Source organism: Rhodococcus sp. HM1 (assembly GCF_023218075.1).
Taxonomy (GTDB): Bacteria; Actinomycetota; Actinomycetes; order Mycobacteriales; family Mycobacteriaceae; genus Rhodococcus.
Window position 1 is genome coordinate 1 of sequence record NZ_JALPTB010000096.1, and the last position, 19389, is coordinate 19389.

The 19389-nt window shown below is 67.3% G+C and carries 16 protein-coding genes and 1 tRNA gene; 5 read left to right on the plus strand and 12 right to left on the minus strand.

Going from position 1 to position 19389, the window contains the following annotated elements; translation table 11 throughout:
- The 3 genes from M1M07_RS29485 to M1M07_RS29495 all read right to left on the minus strand — a co-directional run.
- The coding region (locus tag M1M07_RS29485) for a PP2C family serine/threonine-protein phosphatase (RefSeq protein WP_248676433.1) at positions 1 to 1327 on the minus strand (1327 nt) is incomplete at its 3' end.
- Positions 1324 to 1785, minus strand: a complete 462-nt coding sequence (locus M1M07_RS29490) for an FHA domain-containing protein (protein ID WP_072809145.1) — start codon at positions 1783 to 1785, stop codon at positions 1324 to 1326. The genes M1M07_RS29485 and M1M07_RS29490, both read right to left, overlap by 4 nt.
- A gap of 157 nt (positions 1786 to 1942) precedes the next feature.
- Positions 1943 to 3235 (minus strand): DUF3662 and FHA domain-containing protein, encoded by a 1293-nt coding sequence (locus M1M07_RS29495; RefSeq protein WP_248676434.1) that lies wholly within the window; start codon positions 3233 to 3235, stop codon positions 1943 to 1945.
- 203 nt (positions 3236 to 3438) lie between these two features.
- Here M1M07_RS29495 and M1M07_RS29500 point away from each other — a divergent pair.
- A tRNA-Leu gene (locus M1M07_RS29500) sits at positions 3439 to 3521 on the plus strand.
- Between the two features lie 217 nt (positions 3522 to 3738).
- Here the strand turns inward: M1M07_RS29500 and M1M07_RS29505 are convergent.
- From M1M07_RS29505 to M1M07_RS29535, 7 genes are all read right to left on the minus strand, one after another.
- Positions 3739 to 4806, minus strand: coding sequence for an MBL fold metallo-hydrolase (locus tag M1M07_RS29505; protein WP_248676435.1), 1068 nt, complete (start codon positions 4804 to 4806; stop codon positions 3739 to 3741).
- A 134-nt stretch (positions 4807 to 4940) separates the two neighbouring features.
- Complete coding sequence (locus M1M07_RS29510) at positions 4941 to 5417, minus strand: nucleoside deaminase (protein WP_197257769.1); 477 nt, start codon at positions 5415 to 5417, stop codon at positions 4941 to 4943.
- Positions 5414 to 6397: an ornithine cyclodeaminase family protein gene (locus M1M07_RS29515; RefSeq protein ID WP_197257767.1), complete on the minus strand. Its 984-nt coding sequence runs from the start codon at positions 6395 to 6397 to the stop codon at positions 5414 to 5416. Before M1M07_RS29515 ends, M1M07_RS29510 begins: the two co-directional genes overlap by 4 nt.
- Positions 6398 to 6424: 27 nt before the next feature.
- Positions 6425 to 7351 (minus strand): ABC transporter permease, encoded by a 927-nt coding sequence (locus tag M1M07_RS29520; protein WP_197257766.1) that lies wholly within the window; start codon positions 7349 to 7351, stop codon positions 6425 to 6427.
- Complete coding sequence (locus M1M07_RS29525) at positions 7348 to 8505, minus strand: ABC transporter permease (RefSeq protein WP_197257764.1); 1158 nt, start codon at positions 8503 to 8505, stop codon at positions 7348 to 7350. Before M1M07_RS29525 ends, M1M07_RS29520 begins: the two co-directional genes overlap by 4 nt.
- Positions 8502 to 10028, minus strand: a complete 1527-nt coding sequence (locus tag M1M07_RS29530; protein WP_197257762.1) for an ABC transporter ATP-binding protein — start codon at positions 10026 to 10028, stop codon at positions 8502 to 8504. Before M1M07_RS29530 ends, M1M07_RS29525 begins: the two co-directional genes overlap by 4 nt.
- A gap of 30 nt (positions 10029 to 10058) precedes the next feature.
- Positions 10059 to 11051 carry a BMP family protein gene (locus tag M1M07_RS29535; RefSeq protein WP_248676436.1) on the minus strand — a complete coding sequence of 331 codons (993 nt, stop codon included), beginning with the start codon at positions 11049 to 11051 and terminating at the stop codon, positions 10059 to 10061.
- Positions 11052 to 11218: 167 nt separating this feature from the next.
- On the opposite strand from M1M07_RS29535, the gene M1M07_RS29540 reads away from it, so the two are divergent.
- Positions 11219 to 11935, plus strand: coding sequence for a GntR family transcriptional regulator (locus M1M07_RS29540; protein ID WP_248676437.1), 717 nt, complete (start codon positions 11219 to 11221; stop codon positions 11933 to 11935).
- Positions 11936 to 12014: 79 nt separating this feature from the next.
- On the opposite strand, the gene zapE is transcribed toward M1M07_RS29540, so the two are convergent.
- A complete protein-coding gene (gene zapE / locus M1M07_RS29545) occupies positions 12015 to 13049 on the minus strand; it encodes a cell division protein ZapE (RefSeq protein WP_197257756.1) in 1035 nt (344 codons plus the stop codon).
- 46 nt (positions 13050 to 13095) lie between these two features.
- On the opposite strand from zapE, the gene M1M07_RS29550 reads away from it, so the two are divergent.
- The 3 genes from M1M07_RS29550 to M1M07_RS29560 all read left to right on the plus strand — a co-directional run bounded on the left by M1M07_RS29550 (position 13096) and on the right by M1M07_RS29560 (position 17853).
- Positions 13096 to 13692, plus strand: a complete 597-nt coding sequence (locus M1M07_RS29550; protein ID WP_197257754.1) for a TetR/AcrR family transcriptional regulator — start codon at positions 13096 to 13098, stop codon at positions 13690 to 13692.
- A 238-nt stretch (positions 13693 to 13930) separates the two neighbouring features.
- Positions 13931 to 17188, plus strand: a complete 3258-nt coding sequence (locus M1M07_RS29555; protein ID WP_248676438.1) for a protein kinase — start codon at positions 13931 to 13933, stop codon at positions 17186 to 17188.
- 518 nt (positions 17189 to 17706) lie between these two features.
- Entirely contained in the window at positions 17707 to 17853 is a 147-nt protein-coding gene (locus M1M07_RS29560) for a hypothetical protein (protein WP_248676439.1), read from the plus strand.
- Positions 17854 to 17924: 71 nt separating this feature from the next.
- Here M1M07_RS29560 and M1M07_RS29565 read toward each other — a convergent pair whose 3' ends face one another.
- Positions 17925 to 19160, minus strand: a complete 1236-nt coding sequence (locus tag M1M07_RS29565) for a CdaR family transcriptional regulator (protein WP_197257748.1) — start codon at positions 19158 to 19160, stop codon at positions 17925 to 17927.
- Positions 19161 to 19389 lie beyond the last annotated feature (229 nt).

Here is a 19389-nt window from a genome sequence, read left to right on the forward strand (position 1 = left end):
GGGCAGCCGTGCCGTCCGGAGCCGGCGCCGCAGAGGCGGGCGCGGGAACCGGTGCCGGTGCCGGCTTCTCCTCGATGCACACCGGAAGCAGATCACCGTCGACGAGCCGGCCCATCTGCGCTTTCGCGTCGTCCAGGTTGCCGGAGGGGAGACCGGCCCGCACCTGCTCGCGCGCGGCGGGCTGCAGATCGTCGACGACCATGACCCGGCAGTTGGCGTGGTCGGGTTCCATCAGCGTCAGCATGCCCTCGTCGGTGACGCATCCCACGAGCGCCTGTTCCTGCAACGAGTAGCCGAGCACGTTGCCGGGCACGCCCCGCAGCACGGTGACCCGGCCGTCGTCGGCGCCGACGTAGTAGTAGTTGCGGATCATCGTGCGACCCACGACCAGGCCGGCCGCGAGCAGCGCCAGTACGACGATCGCCCCGATGATCCACCACAGGCGGCTGCGCTTGCGCTTCGGTTCGGGTTCGGGCGCGCTGATCACCCGCTTCGGGGTGGCACGCGGCGGGCGCATCGCCGCGGCGCGACCGGCTGCGGTGTTCGGCGGGGGAGTGTCCTCGTCCTCACCGGACGCTGCGCCTGCGACGATCGGATGACTCTGCCCGTAGTCCAGGTCGATGACGTCGGCGACGACGACGGTGACGTTGTCCGGGCCGCCGCTGCGCAACGCCAGTTCGATGAGGCGGTCGGCGCACTCGTCGTGGGTGCCCTCGCGCATCGTGTTGGCGATCGTCTCGTCGCTGACCACGTCGGACAGACCGTCCGAGCACACCAGGTAACGGTCGCCGACGCGCACCTCGCGCACCGTGAGGGTCGGCTCGACCTCACTGCCGGTCAGCGCCCGCATGATCAGCGACCGCTGCGGATGCGAATGCGCCTGCTCGGCGGTGATGCGACCCTCGTCGACGAGGGACTGCACGAAGGTGTCGTCGCGGGTGATCTGGGTCAGCTGGTCGTCGCGCAGCAGGTAGGCGCGCGAATCGCCGATGTGGGCCAGGCCCAGCTTGCTGCCGGCGAACAGGATCGCGGTGAGCGTGGTGCCCATGCCGTCGAGTTCGGGTTCCTCCTCGACCTGATCGGCGATGGAGGCGTTGCCTTCGCGGACCGCGGCGGCGAGCTTGCCGAGCAGGTCCTCGCCCGGCTCGTCGTCGTCGAGGTGGGCGAGCGCCGCGATCATCAGTTGTGAGGCGACCTCACCGGCGGCGTGGCCGCCCATGCCGTCGGCGAGCGCGAGCAGACGTGCCCCGGCGTACACGGAGTCTTCGTTGTTGGAGCGGACCAAACCCCGGTCGCTGCGGGCGGCGTATCGCAATACAAGGGTCACGGGCGGAGCTCGATCACGGTCTTCCCGACCCGGACCGGGGTGCCGAGGGGTACGCGGACAGCGGTGGTGACTTTCGCACGATCGAGATAGGTCCCGTTGGTGGAACCCAGGTCCTCGACGTACCAGTCGGAGCCACGTGGCGAGAGCCGGGCGTGGCGGGTGGAGGCGTAGTCGTCGGTGAGCACGAGCGTCGAATCGTCGGCACGTCCGATCAGCACCGGCTGGGTGCCCAGCGAGATGCGGGTGCCGGCGAGCGCACCCTGTGTCACCACCAGGTACTTCGCCGTCTTGTTGCGACTCAGCGACGGCAGCACCGACTGCTTGCCCGAATAGCGAGGCAGCGGCCGGGCGGCGCCGGCGTAGATGTCCGAGCGCAGTGTGCGCAGAACAGCCCAGATGAACAGCCACAGCAGGAGGAGGAAACCCGCCCGGGTCAGCTGCAGAATCAGCCCCTGCACGGCTCATCCTCCTTCGGCATGATCGACCGGCGCACTCGCATCCGGTGTGCTGAGGTCACCCACAATACGGACTGTGTACGACTCGACGCATCGTCCGACGCGTCGGCTACGCGTCGGACAGGTCTCGAGTCGGGTCCGATTCGGTGTCGAATCCCGTTCAGAGGATGCGGACCAGGATCTCCGAGTGACCGGCACGGACCACATCGCCGTCGGCGAGCTGCCAGTCCTGCACCGGCGCGCCGTTGACGGTGGTGCCGTTGGTGGAACCGAGATCGGACAGCATCGCGACCGCGCCGTCCCAGCGGATGTCGATATGGCGACGTGACACGCCGGTATCCGGGAGCCGGAACTGGGCGTCCTGGCCGCGGCCGATGATGTTGCTGCCTTCGCGGAGCTGGTAGTAGCGGCCGCTGCCGTCCTCGAGCTGGAGGGTCGCGGTCAGCACACGACCCGCGGGAGCACCGGCCGGCGGGTAGGCGGCGCCGCCACCGTAGTTGCGGTCGTCGTAGCCGCCCTGCTGGCCGTAACCCTGCTGGTCGTAACCCTGACCCTGATCCGCGTAACCCGGGTCTGCATAGCCCTGGTTGCCGTAGGCCTGCTGGCCGTACGGCTGCGGCTGGTAGGCCTGGTCGGCGTAGCCCTGGTCGTAGCCACCGGGCTGGCCGTAGCCGTTCTGGTAACGGTTGTCGCCGTAGGGCTGCTGGTAGTCGCGGCCGTACTCCTGGCTGTAGGCCTGCTGCTGGTCGTAGCCGCCACCGTAGTTGCGGTCGTCGTAGCCGCCCTGCTGGCCGTAACCCTGCTGGTCGTAGCCCTGATCGGCGTAACCCTGGTCGTAACCCGCGGCACCGGCGGGCTGGCCGTAGCCGCCCTGCTGGCCGTAACCCTGCGCGTAGCGCTGCTCCTGACCGACGTGCGCGTGACCGTTGCGCGCGTACTGCGGCTCCGCGCGATCGGCGGGCTCGCGGCCGGGTTCGTAGCCGGGGTTTTGCGTCATGGGGGCAACTCCTGGGTCGGGTTTCACGGTCGGGCGATTCTGGGGCGAACGCGAGGCCGGGGCGCGCGCCGGTGAGCGCCCGGTATCGGGATCGACCGAGCCGCGAGTGCGGTACTGCCCTGTGTGCAGCGCCGACGACGACTCGAAGGCAACATTGATCTCACCGTAGGTCTGCCACCCTTGTTCGCGAATGAAGTCCTCAAGGTGACGGGAGAATGCCTTCACCGTCAAGTCCCTGTCTGCTGCCAGGGCCTCATGATCGGATTCGCTGATGGTGATGACGTACTTGTTCGGTGCGAGCATGAGCCCACGATCGAGCTGCTGGACACCATCCGTCGCTTCCTGTTGAAGCGCGGCTTCGACCTCTTGGGGGACCACACCGCCTCCGAAGACGCGCGCGAACGCGTCGCCGATTGCGGCTTGAAGCTTGCGTTCGAAACGCTGCGCGATACCCATGGCGGCCCCCTTCCCAGGTCTGTGCGTGTCGCGATGCAGTTCTCGCCCCTGCATGGTATCGACTTTTCGTCCGATCCGGCTCGGAGGATCGTGAGCGATTGTCCAACTCGGTACCGAACCCCGTCGTTGGACCCCGAGAAACCCGCCTTGACCAGGCGAATCGTTATATCCGGGGATGATGTGTTACTGTTCTCCAGTCGCTCGGGCGAGTGGCGGAATGGCAGACGCGCTGGCTTCAGGTGCCAGTGTCCTTCGGGACGTGGGGGTTCAAGTCCCCCTTCGCCCACAGAGAGCAGTTCCACGAACTGCACAGAACGAGGTCACGAACTCGAAAGAGGTCGTGACCTCGTTTTCGTATGTGCGGTCGATAGCGGCTCGATTCCGATCGGCCGTTCGATATCGATCCGGCAATCGACGCGGTGAGTGCGAATTCGCTCACGCTGCAGTGTGGGCGAATTCCGAATCGCGCCTGGATCGAGCGCGACAGCAATTGCGGGTCGGTGTCACCTCGTCGTGAGGTCGAACGTCAGCAGAGAGGGGCGCAGATAGTCCGTCGGATCGACGAGCATGCGCACCTCGGGTGAATTCGGCAGGCTCGCCACCGCCTCGCGCAACCGCGGCTCGTACGCGGCGGCGGGCGCGGAGACGGGTGGGAGCCAGTTGTCGTGATGAGAGGGAACGAATACGGACGGGCGCAGCGCCCGGATGTAGTCGAGCGTGTCGCCGAGGCCGTTCGTGTACTGGTTGTAGCCCTGGATCGACCCGATCTGCACCGATGAGGCGGGCAACTGCCGCAGGGTGTCGAGGACCTGCGGTGCGTCTGTGACGAGCGGCCCCGAACTGTCGTGCCAGGTGAGCACGAAGCCGCCGACCTCGAACTGGTACAGCAACGAGCCGCCCTCCTCGTCGCCGGCGTGGTCCGCCAGGTGCTGCAGATCCTGGAGCGTCGGGGGGTGCTCGACGGTCGGCGTGAAGTCGGGCGCGAGGACGAGCGGGGCCTGCTCGCCCCGGGGTGCGCGCAGTCCGGAGTGCAGGTGCCGCACCGCGCGCACGGTCACACCGCCCAGCGTGAATTCGGTCCGATCCAGGGACAACGGATGCGTCCGCAGGTCCGTGGCGGCCTGCTCGTCGAGTTCCCGGCAGTGCTCCTCGGTGCCGACGATCGTCGCGCCGGACAGTGACGCGATCTCGGTTGCGTCGGCGGCATGGTCGAAGTGTCCGTGCCCGATGAAGATGTGGCTCGGCGCCAACGCTGCCAGTTCGGTGGGGCTCGTCGGCACACGATTCGAGAACTCCCCGCGAGGCACCCACGCGTCCAGAAGGAAGACGTCCCCGGCGATCGCCGTCGCGAAGCTCGTCACCCCGAACCACGAGAGGATCACCTTGTCGGGATCCACTCCTCCGGTGCGCGGGTCGACGTGCTCGGCTCCGAAGAATCGTTGGCGGGCAGCGATCGTCGGGTTCGCATTCGGCTCGGCAGAGGCCACCGGCCGCGCCGGGGTCACGACGGCGACGGCTGCGGCGGCCGCCGCAGCCACGAAGGTCCGGCGGCTGATCGCATACGAGGACATGGGCGCAGTCTAGGGCGACAGCGATCCTGATCCGAGAATCCACGCGGTGAATGCGAATTCGCTCATGCAACAACGTGAGCGGTTTCCGAATCGCGTCGTGGATCGGGACGAGCCAACCGAACGCAGGCCTCGCGCTACCGGGCCGCGACCGCGGTGCGCATGACCTCGAGGGCCTCCTCCTCATGAACCGGTCCGACGACGGTGACTTCCGCATCGGTCGCCGCGACGACGTCTGCGCAACCGAGGGTGAAATGTGGTCCCTCGGGGAGGATGGTCGAGAACCCTTCGGTCGACGCGGCGAACACGATCCGGGTGGTACCGGCCCAGACGCACGCTGCGGCGCACATGGGACACGGTTCGCCGCTCGCGTACATCGTGGCGCCGGCGAATCGGTCGACGTGCCCGTCGGCGGTTGCCCGGCGGATCGCGACGAGTTCGGCATGTGCGGTGATGTCGCCGGAGGAGGCGACTTCGTTGAGACCTTCGGCGAGCACCTCACCGGTGGCTGCGACCAGGACGGCGCCGAACGGGCGGTTGCCCGACACTGCTGCTTCTGCGGCGAGTTCGAGGCTGCGTGCGAGGAAGCGGGACTCGGGTGCGGGAACGGTCATGCGCTCATCTCTACTCTGGTTCCGATGTCGGCGGCGAGTGCGGCGTCGACGAGGATGCGGGCGGTCACGAGATCCTGCAGGCCGATGCCTACTGAGTTGAAGAGGGTGATGTCCTCGTCGCTGCGCCGACCGAGTCCGGGATCGAGGACGACGTCGCCGAGCTCGACGGCCACCGCGTCCTCGGTGAGATGTCCTTCGCCGATGGCGAGCAGGACGTCACCGGACTTCGTCAGTGCGGTGGGGCGACTGTCGACGACGAGTCGGGCCGAACCCATTCCGACACCGTCGATCTCACGGTGATCGGCGCGCGGGGGTGCACCCACGGCGTTCAGGTGCAGGCCCGGCCGGAACCACGCGCCGTGGACGATCGGATCCTTCGACGGTGTCAGTGTGCAGACGATGTCGGCGGTTGACAGAACGTCGCGCGGCGATTCGGCGTGTTCGACGCGCAGGTCCAGATCGTGAACACGGCGGCGGAACTCGTCAATGGTCGCAGCGGAGCGGGACCAGACCGATACCTTGTCGATCGATCGGACGCGAGCGATCGCGCGAGTGTGTTCGACGGCGAGTGTGCCGGCACCGATCAAGCCCAGGGTCGTGCTCGAATCCCGTGCGAGGTGTGCGGTGGCGACGGCGCTCGCGGCGGCCGTGCGGACGGCGGTGATGAGCCTTCCGTCGAGGACCGCTTCGCATTCGCCGGTCCGATCCGACATCAGCAGGATGGTCGAGCGTTGGGTGGGTCGACCGGCGGCACGGTTGAACGGCATGTCGGACAGCACTTTCACCGAGCTGGCTCGCTGCCGGGTCGCGACTGCGGCCATCGGCAGGACCGTTCCCCCCTGTTCGAGGGGGAGGACCGCCGGTGCCGGATTGCATGCGGTGCCGGCGGACAGATCGGCGTGGGCGCGTTCGACGGCGTCGTAGACGGCGTGCCGGTCGATCAGGGCCTCGATGTCGGAATGGGTGAGGACGAGGGTCATCTGTTTGTCCGCCTCTCGGATTGATGTTCAGACACGGCCGATGTAGGGGACGGTGAGGCAGGACGGTGCTTTCCGTCCACCCACGAAGCCGCTGACCGCGACGATCGCAATGAGGTAGGGCAGCATCACGAGCACGGCGTAGGGGATGTTCACCCCGATCGCGGGGAGCGCGAACTGCATTGCACGGGCGACACCGAAGAACAATGCAGCCCAGAGGATTCCGGATACCTTCCATCGACCGGCGATCACGGCCACGACGGCGAGGTAGCCCATGCCCGCAGTCATGTTCTCGCTGAACGAGCGGACCTCCGAGAGCGCGAGGTGAGCGCCGGCGAGGCCACCGGCTGCGGATGCGATGAGCACTCCCGCGACACGGATGCGGTTGACGGCGAGCCCGGTCCAGCCCGCAGACGTCGCGTCTTCACCGACGGCGTCGATCCTGATCCCGGGCATGGTGCGGCGGGAGAAGATCACTGCCAGTGCGGCGATGACCGCCAGGCAGAAGTAGCCGAGGAGGGTTTGCCCGAACACCGCGGGCCCGATGATCGGCAGGTCGCTCAGGACCGGAACCCGGACGTCGGCGAAGGCGGGCACGTTCTGGCCCTTTCCGGCGTCGAGCAGGACCCGCGCCCCGAAGGTGGTGAGGCCGAGGGCGAGTGCGTTGGCCGCGACACCGACGACGATCTGGTCGGCACGGAGCCGCACGCTCAGCAGTGCCTGGGCGAGACCGAAGATCAGGCCCGCGACGACGCCGGCGACCGCACCGAGCACTGCCGATCCGGTGCTGACCGAGGCGAGCACGCCGGCGAACGCTCCGGTGAGCATCATTCCTTCCATGCTCAGGTTGAGCACCCCGGCGCGTTCGGAGATCGATTCGCCGGTGGCTGCGAGCAGTAGGGGTATGGCGAATGCCACTCCGCCGGTGAATACTTCGGTGATCATTGCGGTGTTCATACGAGCACCTCCCTGGCGGGGGCTTCGGTGTGGACCTCGGGACGGGATTTGCGTTGCGGCTTGGAGGTACTCGTCCACCATGCGGCACCGGCGATGAGGATGATCAGCAGGCTCTGGACGACGGTGATCGTGGACGCGGGTACTCCGGCGGCGAGTTGGAGGTTGATACCGCCGGAGACCAGGAAGCCGAACAGTGTGGAGACCGCGATGACGGCGGTCATCGATCCCCGAGCGAGGAGTCCGACGACCAGTCCGCTGAACCCGAATCCGGAGGAGAATCCGTCGGCGAGGACGAACGGTGCGGAGGCGACGAGCAGTCCTCCGGCCAGCCCGGAGAAACCGCCCGCCGCGGCGAGCCCGAGGAACGCGGTGCGATCGACGGGGACGCCGAATCGGGCCGAAGCGGTGCCGGACAGTCCCACGCTCCGCAGCCGAAGTCCGGTGATCGTGTGGCGCAACATGATTCCCACTGCGATCACCGAGATCACGGCGATCACGATCGCGATCGTGGCCGGGTTCCTGTCCAGGCCCAGCAACGGAAGGCGCGCCGAGACTGCCAGCGGTTCGGACTGGGGCAGGGTCTCCGAGGACGTCATCGGCTGGCGCAACAGCGACGGTTCCTGGACCATCAGCACCACCAATGCCAGGCCGACGAAGTTCAGCAGCAGGGTGGTGATGATCTCGCTGGTGCCGCGGCGGATCCGCAGCCAGGCCGCGATTCCCGCCCAAGCCGCACCTGCGAGGACGGCGGCGAGCAGAGCAGCGGCGAGACCGAGGGGGACCGGCACCGAATCGGGGATCGAGACCCCGACTGCGGTGGCGGCGATACCGCCCAGGCAGATCTGGCCTTCACCACCGACGTTGACGAGCCCGGCCCGGTAGGCGACGGTGAATCCGGCTGCCACCAGCATCAGGAGCGCGGCGTTGTTGAGCGAGGTTCCGATCGCGAACGGCGATCCCAAGGTTCCGTCGACGAGCGCGTCGACGACCGTTCCGGGGTCGGCTCCGGCGGTGGCAGCCAGAGCCAGACCCGCGACGGCCGATACGACCAGGGCGCCGAGGGCGATCACCAGCGGGTGGCGCAGGTGCAGATGTTGTATCGGCGGCAGGAGGCGCAGCCGCGGGCCGCGGTCGGATGTGATGGAGGTGGTCATGCGGGGACTCCGGTCATGAGGCTGCCGATATCGGTTGCGGCAGTGGGTGAGTCGGTGCGCACAGATCCCAGTAGTGCGCCGCGATAGGCCACGACGATCCGGTCGCACACGGTCAGCAGTTCGTCGATTTCGCTGGATGTGATCAGGACCGCGGCACCGTTGTCGGCCGCGTCGCGCAATCGGTCGAGCACGAACGCGACTGCACCGGCGTCCAGGCCCCGGGTGGGTTGCGCGGCGACAACGACACGCAATCCGGCAGTGGACAATTCGCGGGCAAGGACGACCTTCTGCTGGTTGCCGCCGGACAGTGAACCGATCGGCGCGTCCGGATCCGAGGCCCTGATCGAGTACTCGGCAATCGCGGCGGCGGCGTCGGCGCGCATCCGGTTCCGATCGAGCAGCCCGCACCGGCGGTACTGCCGCAGTCGGGGCATCGCGAGGTTCTCGGCGATCGACAGGTCGGCGATCATTCCTTCGGCGTGCCGGTCCTCGGGAATCACCGCCATGCCCGCGGCGGTCCGTTGCGCCGGCGATGCATCGGTGATATCCGTGCCGTCCAGGGTCACCGTGCCGCTGTCGGCGGTCAGCGACCCTGACAGCACGGCGGTCAGTTCGGACTGTCCGTTGCCCTCGACGCCTGCGATACCTACGATCTCGCCGCGTCCGATGCCCAACTCCACGTCCGACAGTGCGGTACTGCCGTCCGGGCGGGTCACGTCGAGACCGCTCACCCGCAGGACGGCATCGGCGTCGCTGTGGGTATCGCGGCGCCGTCGTAGGCCGGCGGCGGGGTCGATCGGTTCCTTGTCGCCCAGCATCAGTTTCAGCAGCGAGGACAGCGGCACGTCGGCGAGCCGTCCTCCACCGACGACGGTGCCTCCGCGCAGGACGGTGGCCTCGTCGGCGGCGCGGGCGACTTCACCGAGCTTGTGGGTGATGAGGACGACCGACTTGCCGTCCGCGGCAAGGGCGGCGCACGTGGCGATCAGTGCGTCGATCTCGGAGGGATCGAGCACTGCGGTCGGTTCGTCGAGCAGGATCAGCCGTGGGTCACGCAGCAGGGCCTTGACGATCTCCACTCGCTGGCGGGCCCCGACGGTCAGCTCGCCGACCGTGGCCTTCGGGTCGACACTCAGACCGTAGTTGTCTGCGATGCGGTCGAGGTCGTCCGACAGCCGGCCCCGCGGCGGACGGAAGCCGTCGCGCCCCAGCAGCAGATTGTCGGCGACGGTCATCGTGGGGATCAGCGAGAAGTGCTGATGCACCATCGCGACCCCTGCCTGCAGAGCGTCCGACGGATTGCGTGGCCGGTAGTCGGCGCCGGCCAGGGTCATGCTGCCGGTATCGGGAGAGACGGTGCCGTAGACGGTGTTGCACAGGGTCGATTTCCCGGCACCGTTCTCTCCCAGAATGCAGTGCACGGAACCAGGTTTCACGGTCAGTGTCACCGCGTCCAGGGCGCGCACCGAGCCGAACGATTTCCCGATCCCGTTCATCGACAGCAGCGCGGTGGTGGTGGTCATCGTCATCGCCTCTCGTTCGGCTTCCGGCCGTCAGTAGGGCTGGACCGCGCCGGAGACGATCGCCGCCTCCGCATCGGACAATGCCCGGGCGACAGCCGGATCGGTCGAGCACACGATGAATTCGCTGCCGCCCTTGTCGGTCGTCACGCCGAACGGAACCTGCGCGGCCGTCCACGTGCCGTCGAGCACCGAGGACACCGCGTACTCGATTTCGGTGCCGATATCGGTGCGCACGAAGCCGGCGTAGACGGTGTTCGCGCAGTCACCCGGGATGGGCCCGCCGTTGAAACGGTTGCCCGATTCCCGCGCGGCCTGCTCGATGCCCTGCTTGCCGAGGTTGACGATCTGACCCAGTACGTCGGCACCACCGGCATAGGCGGCACCGGCGGCCTGCTTGGCCTTGGCCGGGTCGTTGAAGTCACCCACGTACTGCGGTGCGAGGACCTTGACGTCCGGCCGGACGAACCGAGCGCCGTTACCGAATGCGCTGGCGGCGTTCACGATCGCCGGAAGTTCCACCCCGCCGACGAACCCGACCGTCCCGTTCTTCGACGACATGGCGGCGACGGCACCGGACAGGAATTCGGCCTCGGCCTGCTGCGGGTCGTAGTAGGCCAGGTTCGGCAACGGTTCGGCGTCGGCGGGCCCGCCGATCTCCACGAACTTGACGTCGGGGAACTGCGGGGCGACCGCGCGCAGGTCGGCGTCGGTCTGCCCACCGACCGAGATCACCAGATCGTTCTGGGAGGCGAAGCGCTGCAGCGCCTGCTGATAGTCGGCGGCGGCGACCTGCTCGACGTAACTGACGTCGATCCTGTCCCCGTATTCGGCCTGGATGCGTTCCACGCCTGCGAATCCCGACTGCATGAATCCCGTGTCGTTGATCGATCCGGGCAGGAAGACGCCGACGGACAGGACGTCGTCGGACGAGTCCGCGTCAGAAGTTCCGCACGCGCTCAGTCCCACTGTCAGAAGACCAGTGGCTGCGACGGACATGACCTTGGTGGCGGTGGTGACCTTCATAGGGCTTCTCCCGATTCATCGATACCGATTAGCGGTATACCGTTACGAGAAGCGTGGTCCCGATCCATTTCTGTCAGATTGCGAGGCTGTAAGAATTCCATTACTGGTATACCGCTATTTTTCGGTGTCTATGCTGGTGACAGGCACGAAGAGGAAAGAGGTCGAACGTGACAACCGCAGTGGATGCAGCAAGCCGGAAGTCGCTACGGGACGTCGCCTATGACGAACTACGCTCCCGCATCATCGGCCTGGACCTCGCTCCGGGTACCCGTCTGATCGAGCGCGATCTTGCCGAGGAGCTGGCCGTCTCGCGCATTCCGCTGCGCGAAGCGATGCAGCGATTGGAACGGGACGGGCTGGTCGTCGTGGTGCCGCGCCAGGGTGCGATCGTCTCGCCGTTCACCGTCGACGACGTCCGGGACCTCTTCGACGTCCGCGAGAACCTCGAGGTTCTCGCAGCGCGACTGGCCGCCGAACGCGCCGACGAGGAGGGCCTGGCAGCTCTTGCCGCTCAACTGGATACAGCACGCGACGCGACCGAACGCGGCGACAAGGCTGCCATCGCCGCGGCGAACGCGAAGTTCCACACCCTCATCGTCGATCTCGCCGCCAACCCGCTACTCGAATCGATCCTGCAACCGCTGGAAGCCCGGACACAGTGGCTGTTCCATCTGACCAAGGAGCGCGACGCCACGGTGCAATGCCGCGAACACGAGGAGCTGCTGGCCGCCATCGCCGACCACGACCCCGACCGGGCTGCCGAATCCGCTTTCCACCACGTGCATTCCGGACGCGAGGCCAGCCTGAGAATGGCCGCCGAATGGTCCGATGTCGACATCGACCCGGTACACCTCACCAAGGGCCGGCGACGCGGCGGCTCGTGACCATTTGGCGGGCCCACTACCGGTAAGGCGCTGGGACCTTCGCGATGAATCGGAGAAGGTGCTGGTCGGACCGGATCGACTATCCTTCAGCCGCTTCGAATTCGAGCTCGCCGAGCTGGCCGAGCCGGCTCTTGATTCGTTCGATGTCGACGGGTAACCGGCCGCTGCCGGCGAACGCGTCCAGCGGCGTGGTCGCGAGGAAAACGGTGGTGATGTCGCAGTCGTACAGCACGTCGACCACGTTGGCGAAGCGTTGCGCCGGCTCACGCCCTGTGGCTCGAAGGTCGGGCACTCCGCTGACGACCCAGGTACCGAATTGTCGTGCGAGGGCGAGGTAGTCGACCGGGGCCGTGGTGTTTTCGCACAGGTCGGCGAAGTCGACCCACAGGCACCCCTCCGCTGCGCGCAGGGCACGGACGGGATGCCCGGCCGGTGCGAGGACTGTGCGTTCGTCGGGAGTCGGCGAGCGCAGTCCCAGTCGGTCTCTCTGCTCCTGCGTGCCGGGGCTGACCCACCATCCGGCGGCGAAACCGGCCTCGTGACCGGAGGCGGTGCGGTAGTCCACAGGCCCGTCGACGGTGACGACGGTGAAGAACTGCTCGATCATCTCGATCGAGGGGATGAAGTCGTCGTGGAACAGCGGGTTGGGCATCAGGGATCGAGGCGGGTAGTTCGAAGTCAGGATCACCCGGATCTGCCGATCGAGAAGGGCGGGCAGGAGACGGGCGATGAACTTGCCGTCCGCGGGGTCGTGGACGTGGAACTCGTCGAAGCACACGAGATCCACCCGGCCCAACAGCTCGTCCAGAGCAGCGGCAAGGTTGTTGCGGTGCCGTCGGATGCCCAGATGCAGGTCGCGGAAGAACTCGTGGAAGTGAACCCGCATCTTCCGGTCGGTCGGCAGCGCGGCGAAGTACGTCGCCATCAGCCAGCTCTTGCCCCGTCCGACGGGACCCCACAGATACAGATTCCGATCGCCGGCGGCGAGGGCGGCCGCGGTCTCCAGCTGCGATCCGTCGAGGGTGAATCCCAGATCTTGTGCAGCGGTATCGAATGCAGCGCCGTCTACGAGCAGTGAACGACGTGGCGGTGACGTTCTGCGAGTCCGACGCATGGCTCGAAACTCTAGCATCGTAGAGTTTCGGGGAATGGAGGTGGATATGGCTGAACGTCGCTCCCGTCGAGAGCTGATCTGCGAGGCCGCGTTGGACCTGGCTGCCGAGGGTGGCAACCATGCGCTCACGCACCAGGGCATCGATGCACGCCTCGGTCTGGCCCGGGGCTCGACGTCGTACTACTACCGCACCCGTCACGCCCTGGTGTCCGCCGCGATCGCGCACCTGGCGCGCCGGTCCCGGGAACACTTCGACAGCGCCGCCTCCATCGTCCGGCCGCCCACCATCGAAGCGGCCGGGAACCTGATCGCGGACCAGCTCGAAACGCTGGTGACGGACCGACACAGGGACGTCCTTGCCCGATACGCGCTCGTCGTCGACGCGGCCGCCGACGACGAGCTGAGGACAGGTCTGGCGTCGTGCCTCTTCTCGCTTCCCGCCGCGACCGCACTGATGGATGCCCTCGGCGCGTCCCAACCCCCGGATGCCGCGCGCGACCTCATCAGTCTGCTCGAAGGGATGGTGTTCGATTTCGCGTTCGGGACAAGGGTTCTCGCACCAGGTGATTCGTTCGCCGAGCATCGCGAGTCGCTGCGGACCACGATCCGCCTGTGGATAGGCACTCTCGTTACGAGCCGATGACATCCGCGTTCGAGGTCACTCGGAAGGCGGGCTATCGACCGAGAATGCTGCGGCGTGCCCGGGCCCGTAAAGGGGCTTCGAGCCTGCTCGAGACGAAACTACCCCGGATCGTATCCGGGAACAGGGACGTATGGCTCGCGAGTCCACCGCCCGGTGCCCCGGCCCGACGTAAGCTCGAAAACGGACGGAAGTCCGAACCGTGCAGAGCTGCACTCGGAGGTCAGGACCGAAGTAGACGATGGCCGATACAGATCCCTTCGCGACGCAACGTGGCGTGGCCGGAACGGTCTCCGCGGAGCTGGAGGACGTCGGTTTCGAGGATCCGCAAGAGGTCGGCCGCGGCGGGTTCGGCGTGGTCTACCGGTGCACTCAGCCTTCGCTGGACCGCGTCGTCGCGGTGAAGGTCCTCACGGCCGATCTGGACGAGGACAACCGCGCCCGATTCCTGCGTGAGCAGCGCGCCGCCGGCCGCTTGACCGGTCACCCCAACATCGTCAACATCCTGCAGGCCGGCATCACCGCCAACGGCCGGCCCTTCATCGTGATGCCCTTCGAATCCCAGGGCTCGCTCGAGACGCGGATTCGCCGGCAGGGCCCGCTCCCGCTGGAGGACGTCCTGCGGATCGGGGTCAAGATGGCCGGCGCGCTCGAGGCGGCCCACGCTGTCGGCATCATTCATCGCGATGTGAAGCCCGCGAACATCCTGTTCACGGACTACGGCGAGCCGGCGTTGACGGACTTCGGTATCGCTCACGTCGCGGGTGAGTTCCAGACTGCCGTCGGGGTGCTCACGGGTTCGCCGGCGTTCACTGCACCGGAGGTGTTCAACGGTGCGCCACCGAGCACCGCTGCCGACGTCTACGGGCTCGGGGCCACCCTGTTCGCGGCGGCCACCGGTCACGCCGCGTTCGAACGTCGCAGCGGTGAGCAGGTGGTCGCGCAGTTCGTGCGGATCGCCACGGAGCCGGTCCCGGATCCTCGTGACCACGGGGTCGCCGCCGACGTCAGTGCTCTGATCGGGGCCGCAATGGCCGGCGACCCGAACGACCGCCCGTCCGTGGTCGAGCTGGGGGACAGGCTTCGCGAGGCGCAACGATCACACGGATTCTCCGTGGACGACATGACCGCGAGCGCGGGTGCCGGAGTTCCTGCCTACGCCTCGAGCACGGCGGGAGAGGCCACCCGGCCACCGACGGCGCGGACCGGCCGCACGCGAGACCTTCCGCTGGAGCTGACGAGCTTCGTCGACCGCCGCGAAGAGTTGGCGAAGGCCAAGAACCTCCTGGCGACCGCCCGTCTGGTGACGCTGGTCGGGGTCGGTGGGGTAGGCAAGACCCGTCTCGCGTTGAGAATCGCCCATCAGATGCGCGTCGCGTTCGCCGACGGTGTGTTCCTCGTTGAACTGGCCGAGCTGCAGGACGAATCCCTCCTGGTCGACGTGGTCGCCGGTGCGATCGGTCTGCGCGATCAGTCGACCACGCCGCTGAAGGTGGTCCTCGAGAACTACCTCGCGAAGCGGGAGGTGCTGCTCGTCCTCGACAACTGTGAGCATCTGATCGACGCGGTCGCGCATCTCGCGGAGTCGCTGCTGCGCGCCGGACCGGGATTGCGGATCCTCGCGACCAGTCGTGAGCGGATCGGCATCGGCGGCGAGGTGGTGCTGCCGCTGGCGCCGCTGCCGGTCCCCGATCTCGAGAATCTACCGGCACGAGGACACCGCAACGACGCGATGACGCTGTTCGTCGAGCGGGCCGCCGCGGCGGTGCCCGGCTTCGTGGCCGGTGACGACGACGCGGTCACGATCGCCAAGATCTGCCGTCGTCTCGAAGGCCTGCCGCTGTCGATCGAACTCGCCGCCGCCGGGCTGCGGGCGATATCGCCGGAGCAGGTGTTGCAGCGGCTCACCGACCGCTACGCGCTGCTCACCCGGGGTAGCAGGGATGCACCCGAACGACAACAGACGCTGAGGATGTGCGTCGACTGGAGCTACGAACTGTGCACTCCGCTGGAACAGCGGATGTGGGCGCGTCTGTCGGTGTTCGTCGGAGGGTTCGAACTCGATGCCGCCGAGCACATCTGCGGCTCGGAGTTCTCCGCAGAGGATGTCTTCGACGCGGTGTCCAACCTCGTCGACAAGTCGATCCTGATCCGCGAGCAATCCGGTCCGGTCGCGCGGTTCCGGATGCTCGAGACGATCCGGGAATACGGACAGGAGAAGGCATCCGAGGCAGGTGACCTCGCGGATCTGCGGCGGGCGTATCGCGAGTGGTACGAGCAGCTGGCGCGGGACGCGGAGGCCGACTGGATCGGCCCGCGACAGCTCGATTGGATGAAGCGGCTCACCACGGAACTGGCCAACATACGGCAGGCGCTGGACTTCTGCGCCTCCGACGACCCCGAGGCCGGGGTCCGGATGGCGGGGGCGTTGTTCCCCTATTGGTTTTCGCGGAGTCTCATCGGCGAGTGCGGTCGCTGGTGCCACCGGATGCTGGAACAGGCGGTGGCGAAGCCGAGCGTCGACCGGGCGAAGGCGGCATTCGTGGAAAGCGCGATGGCCGGGTTGCAGGGCGACTCGAAGGCTTCGGCGGTCGTGATGCGGAACGAGCGCGCGTTGGCGGAAGGGACGACGGACCCCCTGCTGCTGGCGTATCTCGATCTCGGCGACGCCTACGGCACCCTGTTCAGTGGTGACCTTCAGCGCACGTGCGAATGGTTCGAAGGCGCATTGTCGACCTTCACGGATCTGAACGATGTCCTCTACCAAGTGGTTCCCCGCATCGGCATGGGACTCGCCTACGAAATCGTCGGTCGGACCGACCTGGCGATCAGCTGCTACGAGCGTGCCCTCGAGATCACCGAGGCTCGCGGTGAGTCCGTACACAGATCGTATGCGCAGTGGGCACTGGCGGTCGTGGTGTGGCGTCAGGGTGACCGTGACCGTGCGGAACAGCTTCTGCAGCAATCACTTCTGATTGCGCGCAAGTACACGCCGCGGCTCAACATCAGTTTGGTCCTTCAGGTGCTCTCCTGGATCGCAATGGCGGATCGCAATGCCGAACGCGCGGTGGTCCTGGCCGCGGCCGCCGACCACCTGAGCCAGTCGATCGGAAGTCCGTCCGTGGTTGTGCCCGGTCTTGCCGAGAACCACGAAATGACTCTGCGCGCCGCGCGTGATGCGCTGAGTTCGAGGGCATTCGAGGCCGCTCGCCGGAAGGGCGAAGCGCTCGGCGTCACCGGCGCGGTCGCGTATGCGCTCGGGGAAGACTCCGGCGGATCCGAGTCGAAGTCTCCCCTCGCAAGTGCCCCGACGAAGCGGGAACTCGAGGTCGCCGGGCTGGTCGCCGAGGGCCTGACGAACAGGGAGATCGCGGAGCGTCTGACGATCTCGCTCCGAACCGCGCAGGGACACGTCGAGCGTCTTCTGGGGAAGCTCGGATTCACCAGACGTTCCCAGATCGCGGTGTGGTTCACCGAGCAACGCGACTCCGGCGAGTGAGCGGGAGTTTTCCCGGCGACGCGAACGCGTGTTCGAGTTGACCCTCGACGCCACCCGTGGGACCATCCCTGCACCGGCCTGAAAACAGGTCGACCCCGGAAGGTGCTACCAACACCGACCGGGGTCTGGGCACACGACAGTAGGAGCTGTCATGCACCGTACGGTGGATTCTATCCACACGCCCCGCAGAGGCGTGCACGAGCAACGAGCCGCGAGTGCCTTCCGCGCCGGCCCGCACATCACCTGGCCACCAGGTTCACATCCGACGTCCTGAGCACGCAGCCCCTCGATCCCGCGACCCGCGGTCCGATCGAGGGGCTCGAGTTGTTTTCCGTCTGCCTCGGTGCGGGCACGGGCCGTTCCGGTGACCGTGGCACATCGGGCGGGCGTCGTCGCTCGTCTCCCAGAGTCCGACGTCAGCGCATCGACGCTGCGAAACCGGGTGCCATTCCCGTGTTTCGAAACCGACTGGGCGCCAGTAACCCTCGTCTCCACAGCTGGTGGTGGAGCACCCGATCGTGAGGGTCGACACGAACGACCGGGTCCAGTACCTGCCGCACGTCCGCCGCGACGTGGGGCTACGAGTGCTGGCCGAGACGGTCTATCGGGGCATGGCGACCGGGCAGCGTTGGGGAAGGGGCCGGAGCAAGCTCAGGGACCCGTAGGGTCTCCGATCGGTCAGAGGCAGCCGCCCGCAGGGCGTCCGTCGATCTCCGGTTGTTCGAGCTCGGTCTGCTCACTGCAGCATTCGGGGACCGAGTTGGTGGGTGAGTTCGAGAGCCAGCATGAGTGCCAGTCGGTGTTCGCCGGGGTGGTGGCCGAGCAGTTCGGTTGCGCGGGCGACTCGCTGCAGGACGGTGTTGCGGTGCGTGTGCAGGCGAACCGCCGTCCGCGGGGCGTTGTCGGCTTCCTCGAGGTAGATCCGCAGGGTTTCGCGGAGGCGGGCGGCCGCGGGTGTGTCCGCCGCCAGAGTTCCGAGCGTGCTGGTGACGAATTCCGTTGCGCGGTCCGGATCCTGGGCGGTCAACGCGGTGACTTCCAGGTCCCGATACAGCGCGAGCCGGGCGCCGCCGGGGTGACCGGCCAGCAGCCGCTGTATGGACACCGCGGCCGCATGCGATCGGCGGAATCCGGTGATGCCGGGTCGGGTGGGGCCCACCGCGACGCGGATGTGGGATTGCGCGTGCGCGAGGGCGTTTCGCATCGCCTCGTACGAGACGTCGGACTCGGTACCCAGCCACGCCCACAGGGCGGAGGTTCCCGCGGGGAGGGTGAGGGGACCGCGAGCACCGACGGCACGCGCCAGGATGGTGGCAGCCGACTCCAGCGCTCCTTGGGCTTCGCCGACCGGTTGGGACCACAGCACCAGCGCGGTGTGACGACGGGAGAGGTCGTAGCCGAGTCGTTCGCTCGCCCGGGAACCGTCGATCGGTGCACCGTCGAGGATCAGCCGGACCGTCTCGGTGCGGCGTGCGAGAGCGCCCCCGAGTACCTGTTCCCGCTCCCGTTGTGCTTCGGCGAGGACGCAGGCCACGACATGGTCGACGTACTCGAATACGCGTTGCGAGGAGGCATTCAGCAGGTCCATCAGCAGAGGGCTCGCCGGAACGAGCGCGGCGGCGAGTTTCATGTAGCGTTGCCAGGCGACGTTCTGCCCGCGACGGTAGGCCTGGAAGATCACGTCGAATTCGATGCCGCGTCGAGCAACGGTGCGGGCGATGTCGAGCGCTTCGGGCGGGACGTCGATCGGTGCGGTTCCACCTTCCCGTCGGGTGAGGGTTGTGAGCAGACGCAGCGCGTTCGCGCGGTTGCTCGCCGACATGTCCGCTGCGATCGCGGCATCTGTACCCAGTGCGGGGGTCAGGTCGACCACGGCGGCGTCCATCGCCTCGACCAGTTGGTCGAGTTCGGCGAGCATCGCCTCGGCCACCGCACCCATCAGGTCGATGACCTCGGGGGATTCCCCGGTCATGAGCATATTGTGCCATCGCACATATCGAACCGGAAGGTCTGAGCGTAGGCACATTCCTCTCGGATGGATCCGGCCGTAACGTGAAGTGCATCACGTTCGACAAGGAGGAATCTCAATGAAGTTGTCAAGCCGCCGCGACGGTAGACGCGGGCTGGTAGACCGCCTCGTCGCGGAGCATCGCCCACAACACGTTCACACGTCGGCGAGCCAAGGCAAGGACAGCTTGAGT

Bases quoted from the DNA above. Each gene is read 5' to 3' on its own strand.
- M1M07_RS29495 (WP_248676434.1), bottom strand. From the start codon at position 3,235: ATGGGTATCGCGCAGCGTTTCGAACGCAAGCTTCAAGCCGCAATCGGC.
- M1M07_RS29505 (WP_248676435.1), bottom strand. From the start codon at position 4,806: ATGTCCTCGTATGCGATCAGCCGCCGGACCTTCGTGGCTGCGGCGGCC.
- M1M07_RS29510 (WP_197257769.1), bottom strand. From the start codon at position 5,417: ATGACCGTTCCCGCACCCGAGTCCCGCTTCCTCGCACGCAGCCTCGAA.
- M1M07_RS29515 (WP_197257767.1), bottom strand. From the start codon at position 6,397: ATGACCCTCGTCCTCACCCATTCCGACATCGAGGCCCTGATCGACCGG.
- M1M07_RS29520 (WP_197257766.1), bottom strand. From the start codon at position 7,351: ATGAACACCGCAATGATCACCGAAGTATTCACCGGCGGAGTGGCATTC.
- M1M07_RS29525 (WP_197257764.1), bottom strand. From the start codon at position 8,505: ATGACCACCTCCATCACATCCGACCGCGGCCCGCGGCTGCGCCTCCTG.
- M1M07_RS29530 (WP_197257762.1), bottom strand. From the start codon at position 10,028: ATGACCACCACCACCGCGCTGCTGTCGATGAACGGGATCGGGAAATCG.
- M1M07_RS29535 (WP_248676436.1), bottom strand. From the start codon at position 11,051: ATGAAGGTCACCACCGCCACCAAGGTCATGTCCGTCGCAGCCACTGGT.
- zapE (WP_197257756.1), bottom strand. From the start codon at position 13,049: ATGCGTCGGACTCGCAGAACGTCACCGCCACGTCGTTCACTGCTCGTA.
- M1M07_RS29550 (WP_197257754.1), top strand. From the start codon at position 13,096: ATGGCTGAACGTCGCTCCCGTCGAGAGCTGATCTGCGAGGCCGCGTTG.
- M1M07_RS29555 (WP_248676438.1), top strand. From the start codon at position 13,931: ATGGCCGATACAGATCCCTTCGCGACGCAACGTGGCGTGGCCGGAACG.
- M1M07_RS29565 (WP_197257748.1), bottom strand. From the start codon at position 19,160: ATGACCGGGGAATCCCCCGAGGTCATCGACCTGATGGGTGCGGTGGCC.